Annotated in this window: 20 protein-coding genes; 6 read left to right on the forward strand and 14 right to left on the reverse strand. The window is 68.1% G+C overall.

The features are described from left to right. Positions 1 to 61: 61 nt before the first annotated feature. The 3 genes from AC57B5_RS12030 to AC57B5_RS12040 form a co-directional block, all read right to left on the reverse strand. Positions 62 to 1576 (reverse strand): DEAD/DEAH box helicase, encoded by a 1515-nt coding sequence (locus tag AC57B5_RS12030; protein ID WP_496399602.1) that lies wholly within the window; start codon positions 1574 to 1576, stop codon positions 62 to 64. A gap of 220 nt (positions 1577 to 1796) precedes the next feature. Next, the gene (ypfJ, locus tag AC57B5_RS12035; RefSeq protein ID WP_012204077.1) at positions 1797 to 2675 is read right to left on the reverse strand and encodes a KPN_02809 family neutral zinc metallopeptidase; all 879 of its coding nucleotides are present in this window, start codon (positions 2673 to 2675) and stop codon (positions 1797 to 1799) included. Between the two features lie 108 nt (positions 2676 to 2783). Continuing rightward, a complete protein-coding gene (locus AC57B5_RS12040; RefSeq protein WP_224986416.1) occupies positions 2784 to 3140 on the reverse strand; it encodes a hypothetical protein in 357 nt (118 codons plus the stop codon). 101 nt (positions 3141 to 3241) lie between these two features. Here AC57B5_RS12040 and AC57B5_RS12045 point away from each other — a divergent pair, with 101 nt between their 5' ends. The 4 genes from AC57B5_RS12045 to nadB all read left to right on the forward strand — a co-directional run bounded on the left by AC57B5_RS12045 (position 3242) and on the right by nadB (position 8746). Further along, positions 3242 to 4189: a delta(1)-pyrroline-2-carboxylate reductase family protein gene (locus AC57B5_RS12045; protein WP_065346726.1), complete on the forward strand. Its 948-nt coding sequence runs from the start codon at positions 3242 to 3244 to the stop codon at positions 4187 to 4189. Between the two features lie 15 nt (positions 4190 to 4204). Beyond that, complete coding sequence (locus tag AC57B5_RS12050) at positions 4205 to 5956, forward strand: diguanylate cyclase (protein WP_496399603.1); 1752 nt, start codon at positions 4205 to 4207, stop codon at positions 5954 to 5956. 143 nt (positions 5957 to 6099) lie between these two features. Beyond that, positions 6100 to 7233 (forward strand): quinolinate synthase NadA, encoded by a 1134-nt coding sequence (nadA, locus tag AC57B5_RS12055; RefSeq protein WP_496399604.1) that lies wholly within the window; start codon positions 6100 to 6102, stop codon positions 7231 to 7233. 10 nt (positions 7234 to 7243) lie between these two features. Then, complete coding sequence (nadB, locus tag AC57B5_RS12060) at positions 7244 to 8746, forward strand: L-aspartate oxidase (protein WP_496399605.1); 1503 nt, start codon at positions 7244 to 7246, stop codon at positions 8744 to 8746. 135 nt (positions 8747 to 8881) lie between these two features. On the opposite strand, the gene dcd is transcribed toward nadB, so the two are convergent. The 3 genes from dcd to AC57B5_RS12075 form a co-directional block, all read right to left on the reverse strand. After that, the gene (dcd, locus tag AC57B5_RS12065) at positions 8882 to 9454 is read right to left on the reverse strand and encodes a dCTP deaminase (RefSeq protein WP_013803686.1); all 573 of its coding nucleotides are present in this window, start codon (positions 9452 to 9454) and stop codon (positions 8882 to 8884) included. A 68-nt stretch (positions 9455 to 9522) separates the two neighbouring features. Further along, on the reverse strand, positions 9523 to 10815 hold the full coding sequence (guaD, locus tag AC57B5_RS12070) for a guanine deaminase (protein WP_496399606.1): 1293 nt from the start codon (positions 10813 to 10815) through the stop codon (positions 9523 to 9525). 112 nt (positions 10816 to 10927) lie between these two features. After that, the gene (locus AC57B5_RS12075) at positions 10928 to 12034 is read right to left on the reverse strand and encodes a BMP family ABC transporter substrate-binding protein (RefSeq protein ID WP_496399607.1); all 1107 of its coding nucleotides are present in this window, start codon (positions 12032 to 12034) and stop codon (positions 10928 to 10930) included. Between the two features lie 461 nt (positions 12035 to 12495). On the opposite strand from AC57B5_RS12075, the gene AC57B5_RS12080 reads away from it, so the two are divergent. After that, the gene (locus tag AC57B5_RS12080; protein WP_353178079.1) at positions 12496 to 12936 is read left to right on the forward strand and encodes an HIT family protein; all 441 of its coding nucleotides are present in this window, start codon (positions 12496 to 12498) and stop codon (positions 12934 to 12936) included. A 6-nt stretch (positions 12937 to 12942) separates the two neighbouring features. Here the strand turns inward: AC57B5_RS12080 and AC57B5_RS12085 are convergent, their stop codons facing one another. From AC57B5_RS12085 to AC57B5_RS12120, 8 genes are all read right to left on the reverse strand, one after another. Beyond that, positions 12943 to 13992 (reverse strand): adenosine deaminase, encoded by a 1050-nt coding sequence (locus AC57B5_RS12085; RefSeq protein ID WP_141829535.1) that lies wholly within the window; start codon positions 13990 to 13992, stop codon positions 12943 to 12945. Next, the gene (locus AC57B5_RS12090) at positions 13992 to 14999 is read right to left on the reverse strand and encodes an aromatic ring-hydroxylating dioxygenase subunit alpha (protein ID WP_017404023.1); all 1008 of its coding nucleotides are present in this window, start codon (positions 14997 to 14999) and stop codon (positions 13992 to 13994) included. Before AC57B5_RS12090 ends, AC57B5_RS12085 begins: the two co-directional genes overlap by 1 nt. Before the next feature lie 187 nt (positions 15000 to 15186). Further along, complete coding sequence (locus AC57B5_RS12095) at positions 15187 to 16344, reverse strand: BMP family ABC transporter substrate-binding protein (RefSeq protein ID WP_012204065.1); 1158 nt, start codon at positions 16342 to 16344, stop codon at positions 15187 to 15189. Positions 16345 to 16594: 250 nt separating this feature from the next. Next, positions 16595 to 17773: a BMP family ABC transporter substrate-binding protein gene (locus tag AC57B5_RS12100; RefSeq protein WP_496399608.1), complete on the reverse strand. Its 1179-nt coding sequence runs from the start codon at positions 17771 to 17773 to the stop codon at positions 16595 to 16597. Positions 17774 to 17821: 48 nt separating this feature from the next. Then, entirely contained in the window at positions 17822 to 18742 is a 921-nt protein-coding gene (locus AC57B5_RS12105; protein ID WP_013803692.1) for an ABC transporter permease, read from the reverse strand. Beyond that, the gene (locus AC57B5_RS12110) at positions 18742 to 19848 is read right to left on the reverse strand and encodes an ABC transporter permease (RefSeq protein ID WP_012204059.1); all 1107 of its coding nucleotides are present in this window, start codon (positions 19846 to 19848) and stop codon (positions 18742 to 18744) included. Before AC57B5_RS12110 ends, AC57B5_RS12105 begins: the two co-directional genes overlap by 1 nt. After that, on the reverse strand, positions 19835 to 21424 hold the full coding sequence (locus tag AC57B5_RS12115; RefSeq protein ID WP_496399609.1) for an ABC transporter ATP-binding protein: 1590 nt from the start codon (positions 21422 to 21424) through the stop codon (positions 19835 to 19837). The genes AC57B5_RS12110 and AC57B5_RS12115 overlap by 14 nt, the downstream gene beginning before the upstream one ends. Positions 21425 to 21544: 120 nt before the next feature. Further along, entirely contained in the window at positions 21545 to 22477 is a 933-nt protein-coding gene (locus AC57B5_RS12120) for a LysR family transcriptional regulator (protein ID WP_012204057.1), read from the reverse strand. A gap of 276 nt (positions 22478 to 22753) precedes the next feature. Between AC57B5_RS12120 and AC57B5_RS12125 the strand changes: the two genes are divergently transcribed. Further along, positions 22754 to 25078: a DUF6351 family protein gene (locus AC57B5_RS12125; RefSeq protein WP_496399610.1), complete on the forward strand. Its 2325-nt coding sequence runs from the start codon at positions 22754 to 22756 to the stop codon at positions 25076 to 25078. The last annotated feature ends 12 nt before the right edge of the window (positions 25079 to 25090 follow it).

Genomic DNA, 25090 nt, shown 5'->3' on the forward strand with positions numbered 1-25090 from the left:
GCCCATGAAAAAACGCCTGCAAGGCAGGCGTTTTTCGTGAGGCAGGCGGCTTGCGCGGCGCTCAGACCTCGGAAGTGGCGACGGGTGCCACAGGCGGGACCGGCGCGACAGGTGCAACAGGCGCCTTGAACAGTGCAGCCAGCTTGCGCTTGGGCTTGATGCCGCTGCCCGCCTTGGGCGCGGCAGCACCCTGGCTGTCCCAGCTCGCATCGACGCTGGCGGATGCCTCGTAGGGCTTGTCGAAGAACGGGTCCGAGTGCGCCGGGCGCTGGGCCATGCGCGAGCCGCGATGGCCAAAACCGGAACTGCCCCGCGACGCATCACCGCCGCGATCGCCACGCTCGGCGCCGCGATCCCGTTCACGACCGTAGCTGCCGCTGCTTTGGCGCGGCAGCTCGTCAAAACGGTGACCACGCGGTGCGCTGCCACGGAAATCTTCCATGGGGCAGGCCTCGACGTTGATCTTCTTCTTGATGAGCTTCTCGATCTCGCCCACCAGGCGCGCATCGTGGTTGGTCACCAGGGTCACGGCAATGCCGGAGGCGCCTGCGCGGCCCGTGCGGCCGATGCGGTGCACATAGTCTTCGGCGTTGAAGGGCACGTCGTAGTTGAAGACGGCCGGCACGTCCTTGATGTCCAGGCCACGGGCCGCGACATCGGTACACACCAGCAGATCCACCTCGCCGCGCTTGAAGGCTTCAAGCGCCTTCAGGCGCTCGTCCTGGCTCTTGTCGCCGTGCAGCGCCGTTGCGCGCAGGCCATCACGCTCCAGGGCACGCGTCAGGCGCGCACAGCCCAGCTTGCTGTTGGAGAAGACGAAGGCCTGGCGGATGTCGCGCTGCTTGAGCAGGGAGCGCAGCGCATAGCGCTTGTCGTCGTCGCTGACGCTGTAGAAGCGCTGCTCCACCGTGGACGCCGTCTCGTTGGGGCGGGCCACTTCGATGGTGACGGGGTCCTGCAGGTAGCTGCTGGCCAGGCGCTTGATCTCGGGCGAGAAGGTGGCGCTGAACAGCAAGGTGGTGCGTGTCTTGGGCAGGTGGGACAGGATGCGCTGCAGATCGGGCAAAAAGCCGATGTCCAGCATGCGGTCTGCCTCGTCCAGCACCACGTACTCGACCTGGTTGAGCACGGCGTTCTTGGCTTCGATGTGGTCAAGCAGACGGCCCGGCGTGGCCACCAGCACCTCGACGCCCTTCTTGAGCTCCAGCGTCTGGGGCTTCATGTCCATGCCGCCAAACACCACGGTGCTGCGCAGCTTGGTGTACTTCGCATATTGGGCGATCTGCTGGGCCACCTGGTCCGCCAGTTCGCGTGTGGGCAAAAGCACCAACGCCCGCACGGGGTGGCGTGCAGGCGAAGCGGAGGTATTTTCGTGGCGCATCAGCCGCTGCAGCAACGGCAGCGAGAACGCCGCCGTCTTGCCTGTGCCGGTCTGGGCGGCGCCCATGACATCCTTGCCGGTCAGAACGACCGGAATGGCCTGTGCCTGGATGGGCGTCATGGACTCGTAGCCCATGTCGGCCACGGCGCGCGCCAGGGACTCAGCCAGCTGGAGATTGGAGAAAGAGCTTGTCATTGAGAGCGCTATTGTCGCACCTAGCGCGATTTGTGCGTTGCAATAACGCCAATTGGCACCTGGACAAGCATGGCGTTGTGTGAGCGCAACCCGCAAAAACCCGGTATGAGGGCCCGCAATGCGGGCATTTTTTCATCGCCGGGCAGCCTCCAGATGAAAAAAGCGGCCCCTCGCAGGGGCCGGCGAAGCTTGCGCAGCAACGCGAGCGTGGGGGTACTTCTCAGAGGGAAGCAGCCGAAAAAGTGTCGCAGGACTTGACGCTGCCGGTACGCAGGCCGGTGCTGAACCAGCGCTGGCGTTGGGCGCTGGTGCCATGCGTGAAGCTGTCCGGCACCACGGCGCCGCCGCCTGCGCGCTGCAGGGCGTCGTCGCCGATCTTGGATGCCGCATTCATGGCCGACTCCACATCGCCCTGCTCCAGGATCTGGCGGGCGCTTTGCGCGCGGTTCGCCCAGACGCCGGCCAGGCAATCGGCCTGCAGTTCCAGCTTGACCGACAGGTGGTTGTACTCCACCTTGCTGACGCGGCCACGGGCGCGGTCCACCTGGGCGCTGATGCCCAGCAGGTTCTGCACGTGGTGGCCCACCTCGTGGGCAATCACATAGGCCTGGGCGAAATCGCCGGGTGCGCCCAGCTGGTTCTTGAGCGTTTCGTAGAAGCCCAGGTCGATATACACCTTCTGGTCGGCAGGGCAGTAGAAGGGCCCCATGGCCGACTGCCCCGTGCCGCAGGCCGTGGGCGTTGCACCACGGAACAGCACGAGCTTGGGATCGGTATATTGGGCGCCGCCCTGGCGGAACACATCGCGCCAGACATCTTCGGTATCGGCCAGCACGGTGGAGACAAAGCGGGCGAGCTTGTCATCGGCCGGCGGCTTGTGGGCCGGGCCCTGAGGCTGCTGCACCTGCACCGGCGAGCCGCCGCTGAGCGCACCCAGGATGGTCAGCGGGTTGATGCCCAGCACCCAGCCGCCGACCAGGGCGATGACGATGGTGCCGATGCCTATGCTGCGTCCGCCGAAGACGGGGCCGCCGCCACCGCCTCCCTCGTCACGGCGGTCTTCCACATTGTCCGACTCGCGGTTGCCATCCCATCTCATGGTGTTCACTCCTGGATCTGTGCTGCAGCCTGCAGCATCGGGCGGCGATATTACGTCGGAACCTGCAGGACTGCAGCGACCGCAGCTGTGGCAATGATACGGCGTGTATCAGCGCACGGGCTGCACCGCCATGGGGGCGGTGGCGGGTGGCGCCTGGCTGCGCAGGACCTGCTCGCGGGCCACCAGCACCATGGCGGCCAGCAGCGCGGCGACGATGCCCAGGCCGATGACGACCGCCAGGCCCAGCCCCCATCCGCCGCGCCTGCGCCGCTCGCGTGCAGGCTCGCCGGGCCGGCGGGGCGCGGGAGCCTGCTCGCTGGGCGGCTGCTCGCGCTGCCACGGCTCGGGCGCGGGTCCGCGCCGCTGCTGCTCATAGCGCGGGGCCGATTCCTTGCGCGGAGCTTCGGGCCGCGCCGAACCGTCCCAGCGGGGCTCTTCGCGCGGATAAGAAGGCTTTTGTGACATAGGCGACATCGTAGTGCCTGCGCAGGCCCTCACGGGCCTGTGCGCAGCACTGGACACATCGCGAATTGGTCGATCCAAGCCTACTGTGTACAGTCGCGGCCATGAGCCATTCCAGCATGCCCTCCTCCACCGCCCTTGACGCCCAGGCCACGGCCGGGCTGTTGCCCTGGAACGAACTGGCCGAAGAGATCGCCGCCCTGCTGCTGCAGCCCCAGGCAGCGCAGGTGCCGGCGCGCATCGTGATGCCCCTGCCGGCCGGTGGCAGCCTGTTTTGCATGCCCGCCACCGACGGCCAGGTGGCCATGACCAAGCTGATCAGCTTCACGCCCGGCAACGCCGGCACGCCGCGCGCCACCATCCAGGGGGATGTGGTGGTCTTCGACGTGGCCACGGGCGAGCGCCGCCTGATCCTGGACGGCCCGACAGTCACGGCGCGGCGCACGGCCGCCGTATCGCTGCTGGCCGCGCAAAGGCTGGCGCCGAATCCGCAGGGTCCGTTGCTGATCGTGGGCGCCGGCGTGCAGGGCCTGGCCCATTTGCAGGCCTTTGCCGCAGGCCTGGGCGTGCGCGAGGTTCAGGTGGCATCGCGCAGCGCGCAGAGCGCCCAGGCGCTGGTCGACCAGGCCCGGGCCATGGGACTGCAGGCCACCGCCGTGGAGGATGTGGAGGCGGCGGCGCGCCACTGCCCGCTGATCGTGACCTGCACGCCCGCCCGGGCCGTGGTGCTGCGCGAGGCGCCGCGCAGCGATGCCTTCATCTCGGCCGTGGGCGCCTTCACGCCGCAGATGGTGGAGCTGGCACCCGGCCTGTGCCAGGGCTTGCTGCAGTCGGGCCGCGTGGTGGTCGATACCGGGGATGCGCTGCATGAGGCCGGTGACCTGCTGCAGGCCGGCATCGATGTCGCCGCCCTGCCCACGCTGGAGCAGGTGGTGCGCGAGCAATGGCCGCGCTCGGATTCGCCCGTGCTGTTCAAATGCTGCGGCTGGGGTGGCTGGGATCTTGCAGCCACCCGCCTGGCCATGCGCCGGGCCGCACTCCAGAACAGTTGAAAGCGGATTTCTGCGTTGAACGAGCTTTTCCCCCCGGATTCCCCCGCCCCGGCTTCCAGCACCGCGCCCAGTCGCTGGCAGCGCCTGGGCCTGCGCACGCAACTGGCCCTGGTCTTCGGCTCGCTGCTGGTGGGCGTGACGGTGCTGATGTCGCTGGCATTCGGCGAGCTGCTGCGCTGGCGCATGGAGCGCGAGGTCAGCGCCTCGCTGCATGCCATGGCCTCCAACGCCGCCCGGCAGCTGTCCGATGGCCTGTTCAGCCGCGCCCATACCGTGGAAGTGCTGGCCGCCTCGCCGGAGCTCTGGATCCAGGGGCTGGAGGCCCCGGGCGTGGGCGCACTGCTCAACCGCGCCCGTTCGCTGACGCCCACCAGCCTCTGGATCGGCGTGGCCGACGCCGAGGGCACGGTGCGCAGCGCGACCGACCAGGTGCTGGTGGGCCTCGATGTCAGCGACCGGCCCTGGTTCGAGCCGGGCCTGCAGCGCGTCCATGTGGGCGATGTGCGCGCCTCCTCGCCTGTGATGTCCGCCTTGCTGCCGCCTGCGGCCGACGGCGCGCCGCGCCGGTTCATGGACTTCGCGGCGCCCATTCGCGTGGGCGATCTCACCCAGGGCGTGCTGTGCATGCACAGCAGCTGGGAATGGGTGCGCGAAACCATGCAGACCCTGCAGCAGGCCGACAGCGCCGACCGGCAGATCGGCCTGTTCATCTTCGACCGGCGTGGACGGCTCATCCACGCGCCGGGCGACAGCCTGGAGCCGTTGCTGGCCCTGGACCAGCGCCTGCCGGTGGCCCATACCGTGTCTGCCGATACGGCCGATGCGACGCTGCAGCCCGTACAGGTGGCGCGCTGGCAGGACAGCCCGCAGAGCTTTCTGACGGCCACCGTGCCGCTGCAGGCCCACAACCGGGCAACGGCCATGGGCTGGCACATCGTGGCCCGCCAGCCGCATGACAGCGCCTACGCGCCCGCGCGGCAGGCCATGCACCAGGTGCTGGCCGGCGGCCTGGCAGCCGCGCTGGTGGCCGCCGTCATCGCCTGGCTGGTGGCGCGCAGGCTGAGCCAGGATCTCAAGCGCCTGGCCCGTGCCGCCAATGGCATCGACGGAAGCGGTGAGGCCTCCGACATCCCGCAGTTGCACAGCAGCCGCGAAGTGCACCGCCTTTCGCAGGCGCTGCGCGGCAGCATTGCCCAGTTGCGCTCGGCCAACGAGGCCATGGAGCGCCAGGTGCGCGAGCGCACGCTGCAGCTGCAGCAGGCCAATGCCGAACTGGAGCACCAGGCGCGCAGCGACCCGCTCACGGGCCTGCTCAACCGCCGGGGCTTCGACTTCCAGCTGGACTTTGCCATGGCGCTGGCGCGCCGCAGCGGCCGCCCCTTGAGCGTGCTCGTCATCGACGTGGACTACTTCAAGCGCATCAACGACCAGCACGGCCACGACATGGGCGACGCCGTGCTGCGCACCCTGGCGCGCGCCTTCCGCATGCGGCTGCGCGAGTCCGACGTGCTGGCCCGCATGGGGGGCGAAGAGTTCCTGGCGCTGCTGCCCGACACCACGGCCGATGCCGCCGTGGTCATTGCCGAGCAACTGCGCGAACTGCTGGCCGCCACGCCCATGGCGCATGGCGAGCCCGTCACCGCCAGCGTGGGCGTGGCCACGCTGCGCGGCACCACGGACACTGCCACCGCCATGCTGCGCCGTGGCGACGAAGCGCTGTACGAGGCCAAGGGCGCAGGCCGCAACAACGTGCAGCTGCAGCGCTGAGGCGGCCCCGCGCCGCTTTTCCCGCCCTCGGTTTCCTGACTGCCGCAAAACACCTGTGCGGCAAAAAACACCACACTAATACTCAAATTGAGCATATTATTCGCAGCCATCACCAGCCCTTTCCACAGTCCCGGACGGCCACCATGCAGCTCAAATCCGTGCAATACGACAAGCCCCATTTCTCCCTCGCCGGCCAGTGCGGCATCGGCGAGGCCTGGGCCCGCATTCCTCCCGAACTTGACCGCGCCCAGCGCCTTCGGACCGCCGAGCGCATACGCGCCCTGCTGCACGAGCGCGATGCCGTGCTCGTGTCCCATTACTACGTGGACGGCGAACTGCAGGACCTGGCGCGCGAGACCGGCGGCTGCGTGGGCGATTCGCTGGAGATGGCGCGCTTCGGCGCCCAGCACCAGGCCAGCACCCTGGTCGTGGCCGGCGTGCGCTTCATGGGAGAGACCGCCAAGATCCTCAGCCCGGAAAAGCGGGTGCTCATGCCCGACGACGACGCCAGCTGCTCGCTGGACCTTGGCTGCCCGGCCGACGAGTTCAGCGCCTTTTGCGACGCCCACCCGGACCGCACGGTCGTGGTCTACGCCAACACCAGCGCGGCGGTGAAGGCGCGCGCCGACTGGGTGGTCACCTCGTCGGTGGGACAGGACATCGTGGCCCACCTGCACGCCTGCGGCGAGAAGATCCTCTGGGCTCCCGACCGCCACCTGGGCGCCCACATCCAGCGCCAGACCGGCGCGGACATGCTGCTGTGGCATGGCTCCTGCCTGGTCCATGACGAGTTCAAGGCCGACGAACTGGCCGCCATGGCGCTGGAGTATCCGCAGGCCGCCATCCTCGTGCACCCCGAGTCGCCGGCCGCCGTGGCCGCCCAGGCCGATGTGGTGGGCTCCACCACCCAGCTCATCAACGCGGCAGGCCGGCTGCCCACCGACACCTTCATCGTCGCCACCGACCAGGGCATCCTGCACGACATGCGCATGCGCTACCCGGGCAAGACCTTCCTGCCCGCGCCCACGGCCGGCCAGGGCGCCACCTGCAAGAGCTGCGCCATGTGCCCCTGGATGGCGATGAACAGCCTGCACGGCGTGGAGCTGGCCCTGGAGCAAGGCCTGTGCGCCATCGAGGTGGACCCCGCCATCGCCCAGGCCGCGCGCCGCCCCATCGAACGCATGCTGGCTTTCGCGGCCGGCCACCGCCAGCCCGTGCGCGCCAGCGGCGACCTTGCGCGCGATGCGGCGCTCTTCCAGCATTTCGGTCCCGCCTGAGGAGCACGCCATGACCCAGCCCTCCATGGACGTACTCATCATCGGCGCCGGCCTGGCCGGCATGGCCGCCGCCCTGTCGCTGCCGCCGCATCTGCGCGTGGCCCTGCTCAGCAAGGGCGCGGCCGAGGAATGCGCCAGCGCCTGGGCCCAGGGCGGCATTGCCGCCGTGCTGGATGCACAGGACAGCATCGACGAACACGCGGCAGACACCCTGGTCGCGGGCGCAGGCCAGTGCGATTCACGGGCCGTGCGCGCCATCCTCGAGCAGGCGCCTGCCGCCATCGATTGGCTGGTGGCCCACGGCGTGCCTTTCACGCGTGACGACAGCGGTGGCCTGCACCTCACGCGCGAGGGCGGCCACGGCCGCCGCCGCATCGTGCATGCCGCCGACTGCACCGGCCAGGCCGTGCACGCCGCCCTGCTGCACGCCTGCCGGGGGCGCGCGAACATCGATTTGCATGAGCACACCAGCGCGCTGGACCTGCTGACCGAAGGACAGCCTGCGCACTGCACAGGCGCGCTGGTGTGCCTGCCCCATGGCCGCCTGCAGCGCTGGCATGCCGCGCATACCGTGCTGGCCACGGGCGGGCTGGGGCAGGTCTATCCCGCCACCACCAACCCGGCCACCGCCACGGGCGACGGCGTGGCCATGGCCTGGCGCGCAGGCTGCCGCGTGGGCGACCTGGAGTTCATGCAGTTCCATCCCACGGCACTGCAGGTGGGCGGCCGTGCGGCCGGCCTGGTCTCCGAGGCATTGCGCGGAGAAGGCGCCCTGCTGCGCCTGCCGGACGGCACGCGCTTCATGCCTGCCCATGACGAGCGGGCCGAACTGGCGCCGCGCGACATCGTGGCCCGGGCCATCCGGCACGAGATGGACCGCCATGGCCTGGCCTTCGTGCACCTGGACATCACCCACCGGCCACGTGCCTGGCTGCAGTCGCATTTCCCGGGCGTGATGGCCCTGTGCGCCAGCCATGGCATCGACATTGCGACGCAGCCGATTCCCGTGGCCCCCTGCGCCCACTACGCCTGCGGCGGCGTGCTGGCCGATATCGACGGGCGCACGGATGTCGATGGCCTGCGCGCCATTGGCGAGGTGGCGCGCACCGGCCTGCACGGCGCCAACCGGCTGGCCAGCAATTCGCTGCTCGAATGCGTGGTGATGGGGCGCGCGGCCGCCCAGGCCATCGCGCAGCAGCCGGCTGCCGCCCCGGCGCCGGCCCAGCCGACCGCAACCCTGCAGGCCGGCGCACAGGAGCAGGACACGGCAGCCATCGCGCAGGAGTTGCGCCAGCTCATGCAGGACTGCGTGGGCATACAGCGCAGCGACCAGGGCCTGGCGCAGGCCGTGCAGCGCATTGCGGCATGGCGTGAAAGGCTGGCACCTGCCGCAGGCCATGCGCTGCGCAATCAGCTCGATGTCTGCTGGCTCATGGCCACGGCTGCCGCCGCACGGCGCGAGAGCTGCGGCGCACATTCGCGCATCGACGCCGCCCTGGCGCTGGTGGAATGAAAAATGGCCCCCACGCTCCCCTTGCTGCGCAAGGTCCGCTGCCCCCCGAGGGGGCTGCTTTTCATCTTGGGGCGGCCCGGCGATGAAAAAGGCCCGCAGCTTTCGCTGCGGGCCTTGTCTGCCGGGCCAAAGCCGTCAGGCCTTGGGAAGCGTCACGCCCACCTGCCCCTGGTACTTGCCGCCACGGTCGCGGTAGCTGACCTCGCAGACATCGTCGGGATCGCTCTCGAAGAACAGCACCTGGGCGCAGCCTTCACCGGCGTAGATGCGGGCGGGCAGCGGCGTGGTGTTGGAGAACTCCAGCGTCACATAGCCTTCCCATTCGGGCTCGAAGGGGGTGACGTTGACGATGATGCCGCAGCGCGCGTAGGTGCTCTTGCCCAGGCAGATGGTCAGCACGTTGCGCGGGATGCGGAAGTACTCGACCGTGCGCGCCAGCGCGAAGCTGTTGGGCGGGATGATGCAGCTGTCGCCCTCGAAATCGACGAAGCTTTTCTCATCGAAGTTCTTGGGGTCCACCACGGTGCTGTGGATGTTGGTGAACACCTTGAATTCGGGTGCGCAGCGGATGTCGTAGCCATAGCTGCTGGTGCCGTAGCTGATGATCTTGCGGCCATCGACGTTGCGAACCTGGGCCGGCTCGAAAGGCTCGATCATGCCGTGATCCTCGGCCATGCGACGGATCCACTTGTCGCTCTTGATGCTCATGGCAATTCCTCGTTCCCTAGCTGCACTTGTCAGGCGCCAGCACCCGGCAGGGCACTGGCGCAAAGGCGCTATTTTGCTTGAGAAACGACGGTGCGCTCGATCAGGCGGTCATCGCCCAGGATGATCATGGCGAACAGCAGCTCGTCCAGGCTCTCGGCCTGGCGGGTCTTGCGCTCGAGCAGCGGCGTGCAGGTCGGGTTGATGACCACGAAGTCGGCCTCGCAGCCCGGCTGCAGGTTGCCCACCTGGCCCGCCAGGCCCAGGGCGCGCGCCGCGCCCGCCGTGTGCTGCCACCACAGGTTGCCCGGCGACAGGCTCAGGCCCTGCTTGGTCTGGCCCTCGCGGCCCGCCACATAGGCGGCCTGCATGGTGCGGAAGGGGCTGAAGCTCATGCCGCCGCCCACGTCGCTGGCCAGGCCGTAGAGGAACTGCGCGGCATCGGCCCGCGCAAAGTCGAAGAAGCCGCTGCCCAGGAACAGGTTGCTGGTGGGGCTGACGGCCGCAGCGGTGCTGCGTTCACGCATCAGTGCGCGGTCTTCATCGTCCAGGTGGATGCAGTGCGCGTAGACGGCGCGCTCGCGCATCAGGCCGAAGTCGTCGTAGACCGACAGATAGCTGCGGGCCTTCGGAAAGAGTTCGGCCACCCAGCGCACTTCGTCCAGGTTCTCGGCCACGTGCGACTGGATCCAGACATCGGCGTAGCGTGCGGCCAGCTCGCCCGCGCCGCGCAGCTGCTCGTGCGTGCTGGTGGGCGCAAAGCGCGGCGTGATGGCGTAGCCCAGGCGGTCCACGCCATGCCAGCGCTGAATCAGGGTCTCGGTATCGATCAGGCTTTGCTCGGTCTGGTCGCGCACGCCGTCGGGGCTGTGGCGGTCCTGCAGCACCTTGCCCGTGATCATGCGCATGCCGCGCGCCTGCGACGCGCCCATGAGCGCATCGACCGAACCCGGGTGCGAGGTGGCAAAGGCCAGCGCCGTGGTCACGCCGTTGCGCTGCAGCTCGTCCAGGAAGAACTCGGCCACGCTGTCGGCATGGGCGCGTTCGCAAAAGGCCGACTCGTGCGGAAAGGTGTATTTCTCCAGCCAGGGCAGCAGGCCGGCGGCGGGCGCGCCGATCACATCGGTCTGCGGATAGTGGATGTGCAGGTCGATGAAGCCTGGCGCCAGGATGCGGCCCGGCAGATGGGTGACTTCGGCGCCCGGCTGTCCGGTGAACTGCGCCTGCAGCGCCTGCCAGCTGCCGGCGGCGACGACGCGCTGCTGCCCCCTGTCATCCGGGGCGACGGCCAGCAGGCCGTCTTCGTCGTAGAGCGCCTGGCCATCGTCGGCAAAACGCAGCAATGAGGAACGGTAGATTTGCATGCCGCCAAGCTTAGCGGGCGGACAGGCAGATGCCATATCCGCAGCGCTATAGGCGCCATCGGCAGGCGCCATCCTAGGGTTTACGCCAGGATCGGACGCCCCGCAGGCCGCATCACTTGGGCAGGGTGGCCTGCACGCCTTCCACCAGCCAGTTCATCTGCAGGATCTGCGCATCATCCAGCTGCTTGCCGGCAGGAATGCGCACCTGGCCCTGGTTGTCGCGCACCGGCTGGTCGCCGGCCTTGAAGGGCTGCAGGCGGCCCTGGGCCATGTCCTTTTGGCGCTGCAGCACTTCCTCGCGCACGGCGGGCGGCAGCTTGGGGCCGAAGCCCTCCACGCGGATCATGCCCTCGCGCACGCCGCCCCAGGTGTCCTGGCTCTTCCAGCTGCCGCCCAGCACCGCTTTGGCGCGCGCCGTGTAGTAGTCGCCCCACTGGTGGGTGACGGCCAGCAACTGGGCGTCGGGCCCGTCCTTGCGCATGTCGGAGTGGTAGGCAATCGCCATGCGGCCGCGCTCCTGGGCGGCCTGCATCACGGCGGTGGATGCGACCTGGAAGGACACCACGTCCACGCCGCCGTTGAACAGCGCCATGGCCGCATCGCGCTCGCGCGGCGGGTCGAACCAGGTATCCAGCCAGACCACCTTGACCGTGGCCTTGGGATTGACCGAACGCATGCCCAGCGTGAAGGCGTTGATGCCCTGCAGCACCTCGGGAATCGGAAAGCCGACCACGAAGCCGGCCACGCCCGTCTTGCTGGCACGGCCTGCGGCAATCCCCGACAGATAGCGGCCCTCGTAGTAGCGCGCATTCGAGGTGGCCACGTTGTCGGCGCGCTTGAAGCCCGTGACCGACTCGAACTTCACCTGCGGGAAGTCGCGCGCCACGCGCATCACGGACTCGGTGTAGCCGAAGCTGGTGGTGAAGATCAGCTGGTTGCCCGAGGCGGCCAGGTCGCGCAGCACGCGCTCGGCGTCGGGGCCCTCGGGCACGCTGTCCACCGCACGGGTCTGCACGCGCGGGCCCAGGGCCGCCTGCAAGGCGCGCCGGCCCTCGTCGTGCTGGCGCGTCCAGCCGGCGTCGAGCACGGGCGTCAGATAGACGAAGGCGGCCTTGAGGGGCGCGGAACCTGCGGGGGATGAAGGGGCGGGATGGCCTTGGGACAAGGCCGTGGATACAAGACTTGCAGCCGCGACTGCGGCTGCGAGGTTTTTGTACATGGTGTTCCTCTACATGGCCCGGAAATGAAAACGCACCGGCCATGGGCAGCGGCCGGTGCGGGGCGCGATTATAGGCAGCGGCCCCGAGGGCTGCCTGGGCCTGCGCTTATGGCCTCCATAAGGGACGGCAGATACCGTCCACTAGAGCGTGTTATGCACTTTTAAGTGCCCGCGAAAGCCGGGAAATGGGCCCGGAACGAGGCGCAGCGCGCGCCGCGGTTGCCATACCGCAAGTGTGCTGCAACGAAGGGCCGGGCCCATTTCCCGGCTTTCCCGAAGGGTTGGCTCTGCGCGCAGGCGCTCGCGGCGTTGCAGCGCTTGCCAAGGCATGAGCCTTGGCGGCGCACTGCGCCTTGCGATCACCAGCGCGCAGAACCAACGCGGGTACTTAAAAGTGCTTAACACGCTCTAAGATCGTCGGCAAATTCCAACCCCAAGCAACCACCAAGGAGCACAAGACCATGCCGATGTTCGTCGATACCTCGCCCCCGGGGCAGTGCCTTTTTTGCCGCCTCGTGGCGGGCGAGATCCCGTCCGCCAAGGTGTTCGAGGACGAGCAGACCATCGCCTTCATGGACATCGGCCAGGTCAATCCCGGCCATGTGCTGGTGGCCAGCAAGCGCCATGCCGTGACCCTGCTGGACCTCACGCCCGACGAGGCCGGTGCCGTGATGCGCACGGCCCAGCGCGTGGCGCAGGCCGTGCAGGCGGCGTTCGACCCCGATGGCATCAGCCTGTTCCAGGCCAATGGCGCGGCGGGCGGGCAGACCGTCTTCCACTTCCACCTGCATGTGCTGCCGCGCCACGAGGGCGACGGCGTGGGCCTGGGCTGGCCGCGCAAGGAGCCCGGCATGCAGGCGCTGCAGGAGCATGCCGAGCGCCTCAGGCAGGCGCTGGCCTGAACGGAGTCAGGCCAGGGCGGCGTAGCGCGTGAACACGGCCTCCAGCTGGCGCATCCAGTGGGCGCGCTGCTGGGGCGTGACGAAGCTGGCGTCAAAGCTGTTGACCGCCAGCTGCCAGGCCTGCTGCGAGTTCATGCCCGTGGCGGCGAACAGCTGCAGGTAGTTCTCGTTCACATAGCCGCCGAAGTACGCCGGATCATCGGAGTTGACCGTGACCTTGAGCCCTGCCTCCAAAAGCTGGGGCAGGTTGTGCTGGGCCAGGTCGGACACCACGCACAGCTTGAGGTTGGACAGCGGGCACACGGTCAACGGCACGCCGTCGCGCACCAGGCGCTGCATCAGGGCCTCGTCGCGCGCGGCCTGCACGCCGTGGTCTATGCGCTCGGAATGCAGCACGTCCAGCGCGCCCCAGATGTAGGCGGGAGGTCCCTCCTCGCCCGCATGCGCGACCAGGTGCAGGCCCAGCTCGCGGCAGCGCGCGAACACGCGGGCGAACTTCTCGGGCGGGTTGCCGACCTCGCTGCTGTCCAGCCCCACGCCGATGAAGCGGTCGCGCAGCGGCAGCGCGGCCTCCAGCGTGGCGAAGGCGTCCTCTTCGCTGAGGTGGCGCAGAAAGCTCAGGATCAGCGCCGACGAGATGCCCTGCTCTATCTCCGCATCGCGGCAGGCGCGGTACAGGCCGTTGATCACGGTCTCCATGCCCACGCCGCGCTGGGTGTGGGTCTGGGGGTCGAAGAAGATCTCGGCATGGACCACGTTGTCCTGCGCGGCGCGCGTCAGGTAGGCGCGGCCCATGTCGTAGAAATCCTGCTCGTACAGCAGCACGCTGGCGCCGGCGTAGTAGATGTCCAGAAAGCTTTGCAGGTCGGTGAAGGCATAGGCGCGGCGCAGGTCTTCCACGCTGGCGTAGGGCAGCTTCACGCCGTTGCGCTGGGCCAGGGCGAAGATCAGCTCGGGCTCCAGCGAGCCTTCGATGTGCATGTGCAGCTCGGCCTTGGGCATGGCCTTGAGCAACTGGGGCAGATGCGCGGCATCCACGGCGGGTACGGTGTGCATCAGCAGACTCCGAAGGTGATGCCGCTGGCCCGGAGGTAGCGGCGGTAGGCGGACGACATGCGGTCGGCCGCAGAGTGCATTTCGGCGCGCGGGTCCAGCGGCAGGCACTTGGGCTGCTGCGACTCCAGCACGGGCTGGTCCTGGCAGAAGATGGTGTGCTGGAATTCCTGCAGCTGTGCGTCGGGCGAATCGAAGTCTGCCACGGCCAGCCGGAACCAGACGCGGCTGGTCTCGGGCGTGACGGGGCAGATGAACAGGGCGATGGACTCGCGCCATCCGGCCCGGGTGGTGCCGGACTCGGGCAGCTTGGTCAGCACGGCAGCATAGGGCGCCGTGACTTCGTAGGTGTACTCGACCTCGGCCGCGCTGGTGGAGTGCAGGTTGGACTGCGGCTGCACGGCCTTGCAACCCGTGGCCAGCACGCCCGTGGCCGTGGTCTCCACGGCATAGGCTTCGATGGCCGTGGCATCGCGGCTGCCCAGCCAGCCTTCGTGGACAAAGCCGAAGTGCGACATGTCCAGGAAGTTCTCGATGATGCGCGGCGCGCTGGCGGCCACGTCATAGGGGCCGCAGTTGAGCTTGCGCAGGTGCGCGTCCGCCTCGGCTTCAAAGGCTGGAAGTGCCGCCAGGGCCGCCAGGGCCGGAACAGCCGAGAGCTCCTCGCCCGTGGCCAGCCGCACCCAGACCAGGCCGTAGGCTTCCTGTGCCTCGAAGGCCTTCACGCATTGCGAGGGCGGCGGCGTGAAGCTGGGCAGGGCCGGCACCTTGACGCACTGGCCGCTGTCGGCGAACTGCCAGCCGTGGTAGGGGCATTCAAGGTGGCCGTTCTCGACACGGCCCATGGACAGGCGTGCGCCACGGTGCGGGCAGCGGTCCACGAAGACGCGGACCAGGCCTTGCGGATCGCGCCACAGCACCAGGGGCTGGTCCAGCAGTTGCACGCCCAGCGGCGCATCGACAACTTCGTGGGCCTGGGCCACGGGATGCCAGAGGGAGTTTTCGATCATGGGGGGAATCTCTTGCTGTCTGTCTGTGCCGCGGCGGCGGGCAGGCCGCGGCTGGGAGCGAGCATAAACCCACTCGATGCGCAGCACAGGTACGGCACCTGTGCTGCGCATGAACGCCAAGGCCGCCCGAAGGCGGCCCTGGCGGCAGCGGGCAGCCCGGCCTGCGCCGGGCGGCCTGGCGTCTGTCTTACTTGCTGTCCTGGCCCGGCACCTTGCCTTCCACGCCCTTGACGTAGAAGTTGATGCCCGTGAGGAACTTGTCCTCGGCCACGGCGTCGGCGGCCAGCAGTTCCTTGCCGTCCTGGCCTGCGATCGGGCCCTTCCAGATGTGGAAGGTGCCGTCCTTCAGGCCCTTCTTGACCTCTTCGATCTTCGCCTTGGCTTCGGCGGGCACGTCATCGGCCAGCGAGACGATGTCGATCGCGCCTTCCTTCACGCCCCACCAGGTCTGCTGGCTGCTCCACTTGCCGTCCAGCATCTCGCGAACGGTCTTGGTGTAGTAGGGCGTCCAGTTGATGATGGCCGAGCCCAGGTGGGCCTTGGGGCCGTAGGCCGTCATGTCGGAGTCCCAGCCGAAGGCGCGCTTGCCCTTTTCCTCGGCCGTCTTGAGCACGGCGGCGGAGTCGGTGTTCTGGAACAGGATGTCGGCGCCGCCGTTGATCAGCGAAGTCGCAGCCTCGGTTTCCTTCGGGGGTGCGAACCACTCGTTGACCCAGACCACCTTGGTCTTGATCTTGGGGTTCATGGACTGTGCGCCCAGCGTGAAGCTGTTGATGTTGCGCAGCACTTCGGGAATCGGCACGGAGCCGACCACGCCCAGGACATTGGACTTGGTCATGGAGCCCGCGATGATGCCGGCCAGGTAGGCACCTTCGTAGGTGCGGCTGTCGTAGGTGCTGACGTTGGCGGCGGTCTTGTAGCCGGTGGCGTGCTCGAACTTCACATCGGGGAAGTCGGGAGCGATCTTCTGGATGGGCTCCATGTAGCCGAAGGTGGTGCCGAAGACCAGCTTGTTGCCGTTGGCGGCCATGTCGCGCAGCACGCGCTCGGCGTCGGCGCCCTCGGGCACGCTTTCCACATAGGAGGTCTTGATCTTGTCGCCGAATTCCTTCTCCAGCGCCAGGCGGCCCTGGTCGTGGGCAAAGGTGTAGCCGCCGTCACCGACGGGGCCCACGTAGGCGAAGGCGATCTTCAAAGGCTCGGTTGCAGCGGCAGCAGGGGCCTCGGCAACAGGAGCGGGCGCAGGCGCGGCCTCCTCCTTCTTGCCACAGCCGGCCAGCGCGGCGGCGGCCACGGCCGACAGCGCTGCCACCTTGATCAGGGAGCGTTTGTGAAGATCAGTCATCGAAGTTTCCTCAAGTGGTCCTGCGGCAGGCAGGAAGAAGGCGGTGTCCGCAGGGGCGCAGACCCGCCGCGATGGGTCCCGAGAATAAAGCAAGAATGGCGCCAGCCGGCTGCGCCAGAGCCAACAGGCATGCGGGAAAACCACATTTTGGGGGCTTTGCACAATCGTGGTGCATAGGGCGGACCCGTCTGGCGGATCGCGGCAGAAAAAAGGGCCCCGAAGGGCCCTTGTTGCATGGACTGCCGCCGGATCACTTGGCGCCCGGCACCTTGCCTTCGACGCCGTTGACGAAGAAGTTGATGCTGGTCATGAAGCCCAGGTCGCCGACCTGGCCTGCCGTCAGCACTTCCTTGCCGGTGTTGTCCTTGATGGGGCCGGTCCAGACGGCGAAGCTGCCGTCCTTCAAGCCGTCGCGTGCCTTGGCGACCTTGTCCTTGATGTCCTGGGGCACGTCGTCGGCGATCTTCACGAGGTCGATGGCGCCTTCCTTCACGCCCCACCAGAACGAGCCGCCCTGCCACTTGCCGTCCAGCGTGTCCTGGGTGACCTTGCTGTAGTAAGGCGTCCAGTCGATCACGGCCGAGCCCAGGTGGGCCTTGGGCGCGAAGGCGCTCATGTCGCCGTCCTTGCCGAAGGCGCGCGCACCGCGTTCCTCGGCCGTCTTGAGCACGGCCGGGGAGTTGGTGTTCTGGTAGAGCACGTCCACGCCGCCGTTGATCAGCGAGGTGGCGGCCTCGGACTCCTTGGGCGGGGCGAACCATTCGTTCACCCAGACCACCTTGGCCTTGATCGAGGGATCGACGCTTTGCGCGCCCAGCACGAAGCTGTTGATGTTGCGCACCACTTCAGGAATCGGCACCGAGGCCACGACGCCGATGGTCTTGGTCTTGGTCATGCCGCCGGCCACGATGCCGGCAAGGTACGCGCCCTCGAAAGTCTTGGTGTCGTAGGTGGCCACGTTGTCGGCGTTCTTGTAGCCGGTGGCGTGCTCGAACTTCACGTCCTTGAGGTCGGCCGCGACCTTCTGCACGAACTCCTGGTAGCCGAAGCTGGTCGCGAAGATCAGCTTGTTGCCCTGGCCGGCCATGTCGCGCATCACGCGCTCGGCATCGGCGCTCTCGGGCACGCTTTCGACAAAGGAGGTTTCCACCTTGTCGCCGAACTTCTCCTGGATGGCCTTGCGGCCCAGCTCGTGCTGGAAGGTCCAGCCACCGTCGCCGATGGGGCTGACGTACATGAAGCCGATCTTGAGCTTCTCGGCCGGCGCCTGGGCGGCAGGCGCGGCAGCGGGAGCGGGAGCGGGCGCTGCGGCCTCTTCCTTCTTGCCGCAGGCGGTCAGGGCCGCTACCGAGATGGCCGACAGGCCGATCATCTTCACAAGCGTGCTTTTCAGGCCAGGTTTCAGGGTGCGTTCGCGCAAAGCGGGCATGCGTTTGTCCTTTTGTGGTTCTGGAGGGAGAGAGAAAAAATGAAAGCGTCAGGAGCCCGGGTAGAAGGGCTTGCCCAGCGAGGCCGGCATGTTGGCACGGATCCAGGCCGGATTGCGCGAGATCAGCACCAGCACGACGATGGTCGCCAGGTAGGGCAGCATGGACAGCAGCTGGCTGGCCACCTGCACGCCCGTGGCCTGCAGGTGGAACTGCAGCATGGTCACGCCGCCGAACAGGTAGGCGCCCAGCAGCACGCGCGCAGGGCGCCAGGTGGCAAAGGTGGTCAGCGCCAGCGCGATCCAGCCCCGGCCCGACACCATGCCCTCCACCCACAGCGGCGTGTAGACGGTGGAGATGTAGGCTCCGGCCAGCCCGCACATGGCGCCGCCGAAGACCACGGCCGCCAGGCGGATGCGGCGCACCGGGTAGCCCAGCGCATGGGCCGACTGGGGCGACTCACCCACGGCGCGCAGCACCAGGCCGGCCCGCGTGCGGTAAAGGAACCAGACCAGGGCCGCCGCAATGACCACGGCCCCATAGACCAGCGGGTGCAGGCGGAACAGCGCCGTGCCGACCACGGGCAAGTCGGACAGCCAGGGCACGGCGAACTTGGGCAGCTCGGGCAGGCGCGCCTGCACATAGCCCAGGCCCAGGAAGGCCGAGAAGCCCGTGCCGAACAGCGACAGGGCCAGCCCCGTCGCGTACTGGTTGGTGTTCAGCCAGATCACCAGCACGCCGAAGATGGCGGCCAGCAGCGCGCCCGCACCCATGCCGGCCAGAAAGCCCACGGTGGTGCTACCCGTGTGGACCACGGCGGCAAAGCCCGCGATGGCGGCGCACAGCATCATGCCCTCGGCACCCAGGTTGACGATGCCGGCCTTTTCATTGATCAGCAGGCCCAGCGCGGCCAGCGCCAGCACGGTGCCGGCGCTGAGCGTGGAGCCCAACAGCAGTGCATAGGATTCCATCAGCGGGCCTCCTTGACGGCAGGCGCCGCTGCGGGCGGGACCACGGGCGTGCGGGACACCCAGCGCACGCGGTAGGCCACCAGCGTGTCGCAGGCCAGCAGCGTGAACAGCAGCAGGCCCTGGAACACGCCGGTCAGCGCCTTGGGCAGGCCCAGGCGCGACTGGGCGAGTTCGCCCCCGATATAGAACATGCTCATGAGAATCGCGGAAAAGATCATGCCCACGGGATGCAGGCGGCCGACGAAGGCCACGATGATGGCGGCGAAGCCGTAGCCAGCCGGGACATAGGGAGTGAGCTGGCCCAGCGGGCCGGCCACTTCCAGCGCACCGGCCAGGCCGGCGGCGGCGCCCGAGATCAGCAGCGCCGTCCACAGCGCGCGGCGCGAGGAAAAGCCCGCGTAGCGCGCGGCAGCCGGGGCCAGGCCACCGACCTGCAGCGCAAAGCCGGCGCGGGTGCGGAACAGGAAGACCCACAGCATGGCCGCCGCAGCCAGCGCCAGCAGCAGCCCGATGTTGGTGCGCATGCCCTGCATGAGCTTGGGGATCTGCGTGACGCGCTCGAAGGTCTTGGTCTGCGGGAAGTTGTAGCCCATGGGGTCCTTCCACGGCCCGTAGACCAGAAAGCCCAGCACCAGGGTGGCCACGTAGACCAGCATCAGGCTGACCAGGATTTCATTGGCGTTGAAGCGGTCGCGCAGCAGGGCCACGATGCCGGCCCAGACCATGCCGCCGAGCATGCCGGCCACCAGGATGGCGGGCACGATCCACGGGCCCGTGGTCTTGTCCGCCAGCAGCGCCACGCCGCCTGCGGCCACGGCGCCGATCACGAACTGGCCTTCGGCACCGATGTTCCACACATTGGAGCGAAAGCACACGGCCAGTCCCAGCGCGATCAGCAGCAGCGGCGTGGCCTTGACGGCCAGCTCGCCCAGCGCATAGGTGGACTTGACGGGGTCCCAGAAGAAGGCCTGCAGGCCGCGCACCGGGTCCTTGCCCAGCATCACGAACAGGCACACGCCGATCAGCACGGTGATGGCCAGCGCCAGCACGGGCGAACCGTAGGTCCACAGCTTCGAGGCCTGGGGGCGTTGCTCAAGCTTGAACATGGGCGCCTCCCCTGGCGGCATTCTGGGCGGCGTTAGAGGCGGCAGCACCGTCCCACAGGCCGCTCATCCACTCGCCGATCTGCTGCACGGTGGCATCGGCCCGCGCCACCGAGGGCGACAGCCGGCCCTTGGCCACCACATGCAGGCGGTCACATATTTCGAACAATTCGTCCAACTCCTCGCTGAGCACCAGCACGGCGCAGCCTTCGTCACGCAATTGCAGGATGGCGCCGCGGATCTGCGCGGCCGCCCCCACGTCCACCCCCCAGGTAGGCTGGGAGATGATGAGCAGCTTGGGCCTGGCATCGATCTCGCGGCCCACGATGAATTTCTGCAGGTTGCCGCCCGACAGCGACTGCGCCGCCGCGTTGGGGCCACCGGCCTTGACGTTGAAGCGCGCGATGATGGCGCGCGCCTGCTCCTGCAACTGGCCCATGCGGATCCAGCCGCCCGCGCCCAGCGCGGTCTTGCGCGTCAGCAGCAGGTTGTGCGCCAGGCCCATGCTGGGCACGGCGCCACGGCCAAGACGCTCCTCCGGCACGAAGTGCAGGCCCAGCGCACGGCGTCGGCCGGGGCCCAGGCGCCCCGCCTCCCGGCCGGCAATCTGCACCATTTCGGGCGCTGCGCGCGTGTCCTCGCCGGACAGGGCGTACAGCAATTCCTTCTGGCCATTGCCCGAGACACCAGCGATGCCCACGACTTCGCCCGCGCGCACATCGAGCTGGATGCCATGCAGGTCCACGCCGAAGGGCTCCGAGCGCGGCAGCGCCAGGCCCTGCACGCGCAGCACGCTGGCGCCGACCTGGGATTCGCGGTGCGTGAGCTCGGGCGGCTCCGAGCCGATCATCAGCCGCGACAGCGAGGCATTGCTCTCCACGGCCGGGTTGCACACGCCGGTCACCTGCCCGCCGCGCAGCACGGTACAGGCCGTGCACAGCGAACGGATCTCGTGCAGCTTGTGGCTGATGTAGAGGATGGAGCAGCCCTCGGACGCCAGGCGGCGCAGCACGACGAAGAGCTTCTCCACCGCCTGCGGCGTGAGCACCGAGGTGGGCTCGTCAAGAATGAGCACGCGCGGGTGCGTGAGCAGGGCGCGGATGATTTCCACGCGCTGCATCTCGCCCACGCTCAGCGTATGCACAGGGCGGTGGGGATCGACCTCCAGCCCGTAGTCATGGGCCGTGGACTCGATGCGCTTCACCACCTCGGCCAGAGGCAGGCTCTTGTCCAGGCCCAGCCAGACGTTCTCGGCCACGGACAGCGTGTCGAACAGGCTGAAATGCTGGAACACCATGGCGATGCCCAGCTGGCGCGCCTCCTGCGGGTTGCGGATGTGGACCGGCTTGCCATCGACCTCGATGCGGCCCTCGTCGGGCTTGACGGCGCCGTAGATGATCTTCATCAGCGTGGACTTGCCGGCACCGTTCTCACCCAGGATGGCGTGCACTTCGCCGGCGCCCACGGTCAGCGAAATACCGTTGTTGGCCACCACCGCCGGATAGCGCTTGGTGATGCCTGTCAGCTGCAGCCGGGGCGGTGCGGCGGCTGGCAGGGGGACTGTATCGGGGGGATTCATGGCTGGGATTGTCTTTCAATTTCTGCAACAAACTGGAACACAAGTCCTTGAAACCGCCTCGGCGGCCCTCATATCGACCACCACTTTGTTCACCAAAAAGGCGGTTCCTGCCGCCATCGCCTAGCGGGCACGGGACATCAGGGCCACATGCCGCACGGCGTCGCGCAGCCAGCGCGTGGAGGCGCCCATGTGCGTGCGGGCGTGCCACAGCTGGTAGTACACCAGCGGCGCGAACTCCACCGGGCAGGGCAGGATCACCAGGGGCAGGCGCTGGCTGAAGCGCTCGCAGAACAGCCGCCCCGTGGTCAGCACCAGCAAGCTGGTGGCCACGATGTCGGGGATCAGGCTGAAATGCGCGCAGCGTGCCGCCACCTGGCGCTGCAGGCCCATGCGGGACAACTGGTCGTCGATCACGCCGCGTGCGCCCGGATAGGTGGGCGTGGGCGCGATGTGCTCGGCCTCCAGCCACTGGGCCACGTCCCAGCCGCGGCGCACGGCCGGGTGCTGGGGGCTGACCAGGCAGACCACCTCGTCCTCGAACAGGCTGGCCATGTGCAGGCCCTGCGGCGGCTCGGGCCAGTTGCCGATCACCACGTCCACGTCGCCCTGGGCCAGTTGCACCTCGTAGTGCGCGTCGCCGTTGAGCGCCAGGATGTCCACGGGGCAGCCGGGCGCCTCGGTCTTGAGATGGGCCACCAGGCGCGGCAGGAACAGCGGGTCCAGGTAGTCGCTGGCGGCGATGCGGAAGGTGCGCGTGGAGGTACGGGGATCGAAATGGCGCGCATCGCTGAACAGGCCCTCGGCCGCGCGCAGGATGTCGGCGGCCGGCTGCACCATGCGCAGCCCGGCCTCGGTGGGCTGCATGTGCGCGCCCGAGCGCACCAGCAGCGAATCGCCGGCCAGGTCACGCAGGCGCTTGAGCGCAGCGGACACCGCCGGCTGGTGCATGCCCAGGCGCAATGCGGCACGCGAGACGCTGCGCTCGGTCAGCACCGTGTGCAGCACCCGTATCAGGTGCAGATCAATCTTGTCGAACAGGGCCTGGTCGCGCATGTAGCGAAGCAATCAGCGAAAAAAAGAGCGGTCGCGCCGGAGACGCGCCGCAGGTCATGGGGAGCCCGCAGCGTAACCCAGCCATGACCCCCGCCAGCTAGATACAAGCACCAAGAATGCCCTGGGCAGGGGCGGTTAAACACTTGTGCACGCAGCGCATGCAATATGCGAGCCAGTCGCCGGCAAACCATTGTCCAAACCTATACAGACTTGCAGACTGTTAGCGTGATTCAATGAAATCGCTTCAAAAGGAAGTGGATTGCAGGAGACAAGACGATGAAACAGCCAACCCCTTTTTCGGGCATGGTGGCCGCAGCCACGCTCGCCAGTGTGCTGACCGCCTGCGGCGGCAGCGGTGACTCAGGCCTGGGTGTCATCGAGATACGCAGCCTGTCCAACCGGGCCGACATGATCAGCGACGGCAATGCCTATATTGAAATTGTGCTGCCCAAGGGCAGCCCGCCCGGTGCACTGAAGGTGGCGCTCAATGGCACGGATGTCACCGCCCGGTTCGCCCAGCGCGCCAATGGCCGGATTCTGGGCCGGGTCGAGGGATTGAAGGTGGGCGCCAACACCCTCACCGCCACGGCGGCCGGCAGCGCGAGGGCACGGCTGGACATCACCAACCATGGCCGGGGCGATCCCATCTTCGCCGGGCCGCAGACCGCGCCGTGGATCTGCGCCACGCGCAATGGCGCGCAAGCCACCGTTTCGGTGCCCGGCACGGCACTTTCGGCGACCGTGACCACGCGCGTCAGCGGTCTCGATACCGATCCGGTGGATGTCCAGTGCAATACCAGGACCCAGTACACCTACTACTACATGCCCAAGGCCAGGCAAGGCAGTGCCTGCACGATGGGTCCGGCAGGCGCCATGCCCTGCCATGTGGCCTACGACCCATCGCAGCGCCCGGCCGACAGCGAGATCGCCGACTTCACCAACGACCGCGGAGATACGGTCAAGCACCTGCTGCGCATGGAAACTGGCGTCATGGGCCGCGGCACCTTCCAGATCCTGGCCTACCATGACCCCGCGCAGGCCTGGACGCCCTGGGAGCCGCAAAAGGGATGGAACGGCAAGGTGCTGTGGCGATTCGGCGCAGCCGCTTCCGGCAATCGCTTCCAGGAGCCGGCGGTCAACCTCCTCGACCAGTTCAGCGGCAGCCTGCCTTTCGACCCCAACGCGCTCGCGGCTGGACACATGGTCGTGAAAGCCATGCTGACCAACCACCTGCACAACAACAACGAGTTGCTGGCCGCCGAGAACATGATGCGCATCAAGGAGCATCTGATCGAGAACTACGGCGAAGTGCGCTACACCATGGGCGACGGCGACTCGGGTGGCTCCATGATGCAGACAGTGATCGCCTCCGCCATGCCGGGTCTGCTGCAGGGCATACAGACGGGGCTGAGCTATCCCGATGCTGTGTCCACCTGGATGGAAACACGCGACTGCGGCCTGCTGTCCAGCTACTACAGGACGGCCGCAGGACAGGCATTGAGCGACACCGCGAAGGCCGCCATCAATGGCCATCCGGCCAGCTACTGCGACAAATGGGTAGGGAGCTTCATCGCCCCGCAGAACCCCCGGCTGCCCGACAACTGCGGCGTGGGCTTTCCCGCCTCCATCGTCTACGACCCGCGCACACGCGGCCAGGGCGTGCGCTGCTCGATCCACGACATGCTGGTCCCGGTGTTCGGGACGTTCAAGGACACCGACGGCCACACCAAGCCGCAGCTGCCGTATGACAACACGGGCCTGCAGTACGGACTCAAGGCGCTGCAGTCGGGCGCCATCGACGCGGAGGCTTTCGTGCAGCTCAACGAAGGCATCGGCAGCTACACCAACGACATGGACTGGACCGGCGGCACTGCGTCCCGGCCGGCAGCCCGCGAGCGGGCCGTGGCCAGCCTGCTGCCCAGGCTCTACAGCAGTGGCCTCACCAGCAACGGCAGGAACCTGTCCCAGGTGGCCATCATTGACCTGCGGCCCGAGGGCGGCAGCGACATCCACATGACCTGGCGCAGCCTGCAGCAACGCGCGCGGCTGGATGCCGCCAACGGCCACCATGACAACCATGTGATCCGTGCCAGCAAGGGTATGGCCCCGCTGCTGATCGCCCCGGCCATGCGACGCGAGGCCTTTGTCATGATGGACCGCTGGCTGACCGCCGTGGAGCGCGACACCACCGGCGCGGCGCTGGCACAGAAAGTGGTGCGCAACAGGCCTTCGGATGTCAGGGATGGATGCATCGCCGCAACGGGAGCCGTCCCTTCGGATCTCGACAAAGTCCTGGCCCTGGACGACCCAGCCTGTCCCCTCAAGCCGACCCTGTCGCCACGCCAGGTGGCCGGAGGTCCGCTCGCGGAGGACATCTACCAGTGCCAGCTCAAGCCCCTTTCGTTCTCCAGCCCGGAGTACGCCGGCATCACCTTCAGCCCGGCCCAGCAAAAGCGCCTTGCCGCAGTGTTTGCGACGGGAGTGTGCGACTGGAGCCAGGCCGGAAGGGGCCAGAGCCAGGAGGCGGCCTTCCTGACCGATTTCAGTGCCGGCCCGGCGGGCACCAAGGCCGGGCCTGCACCGGTCTCGCGCAACGATTGAGTTGCGCCTTGC

It is taken from the genome of Delftia sp. BGA-UO-ETr-SB1 (assembly GCF_059567865.1).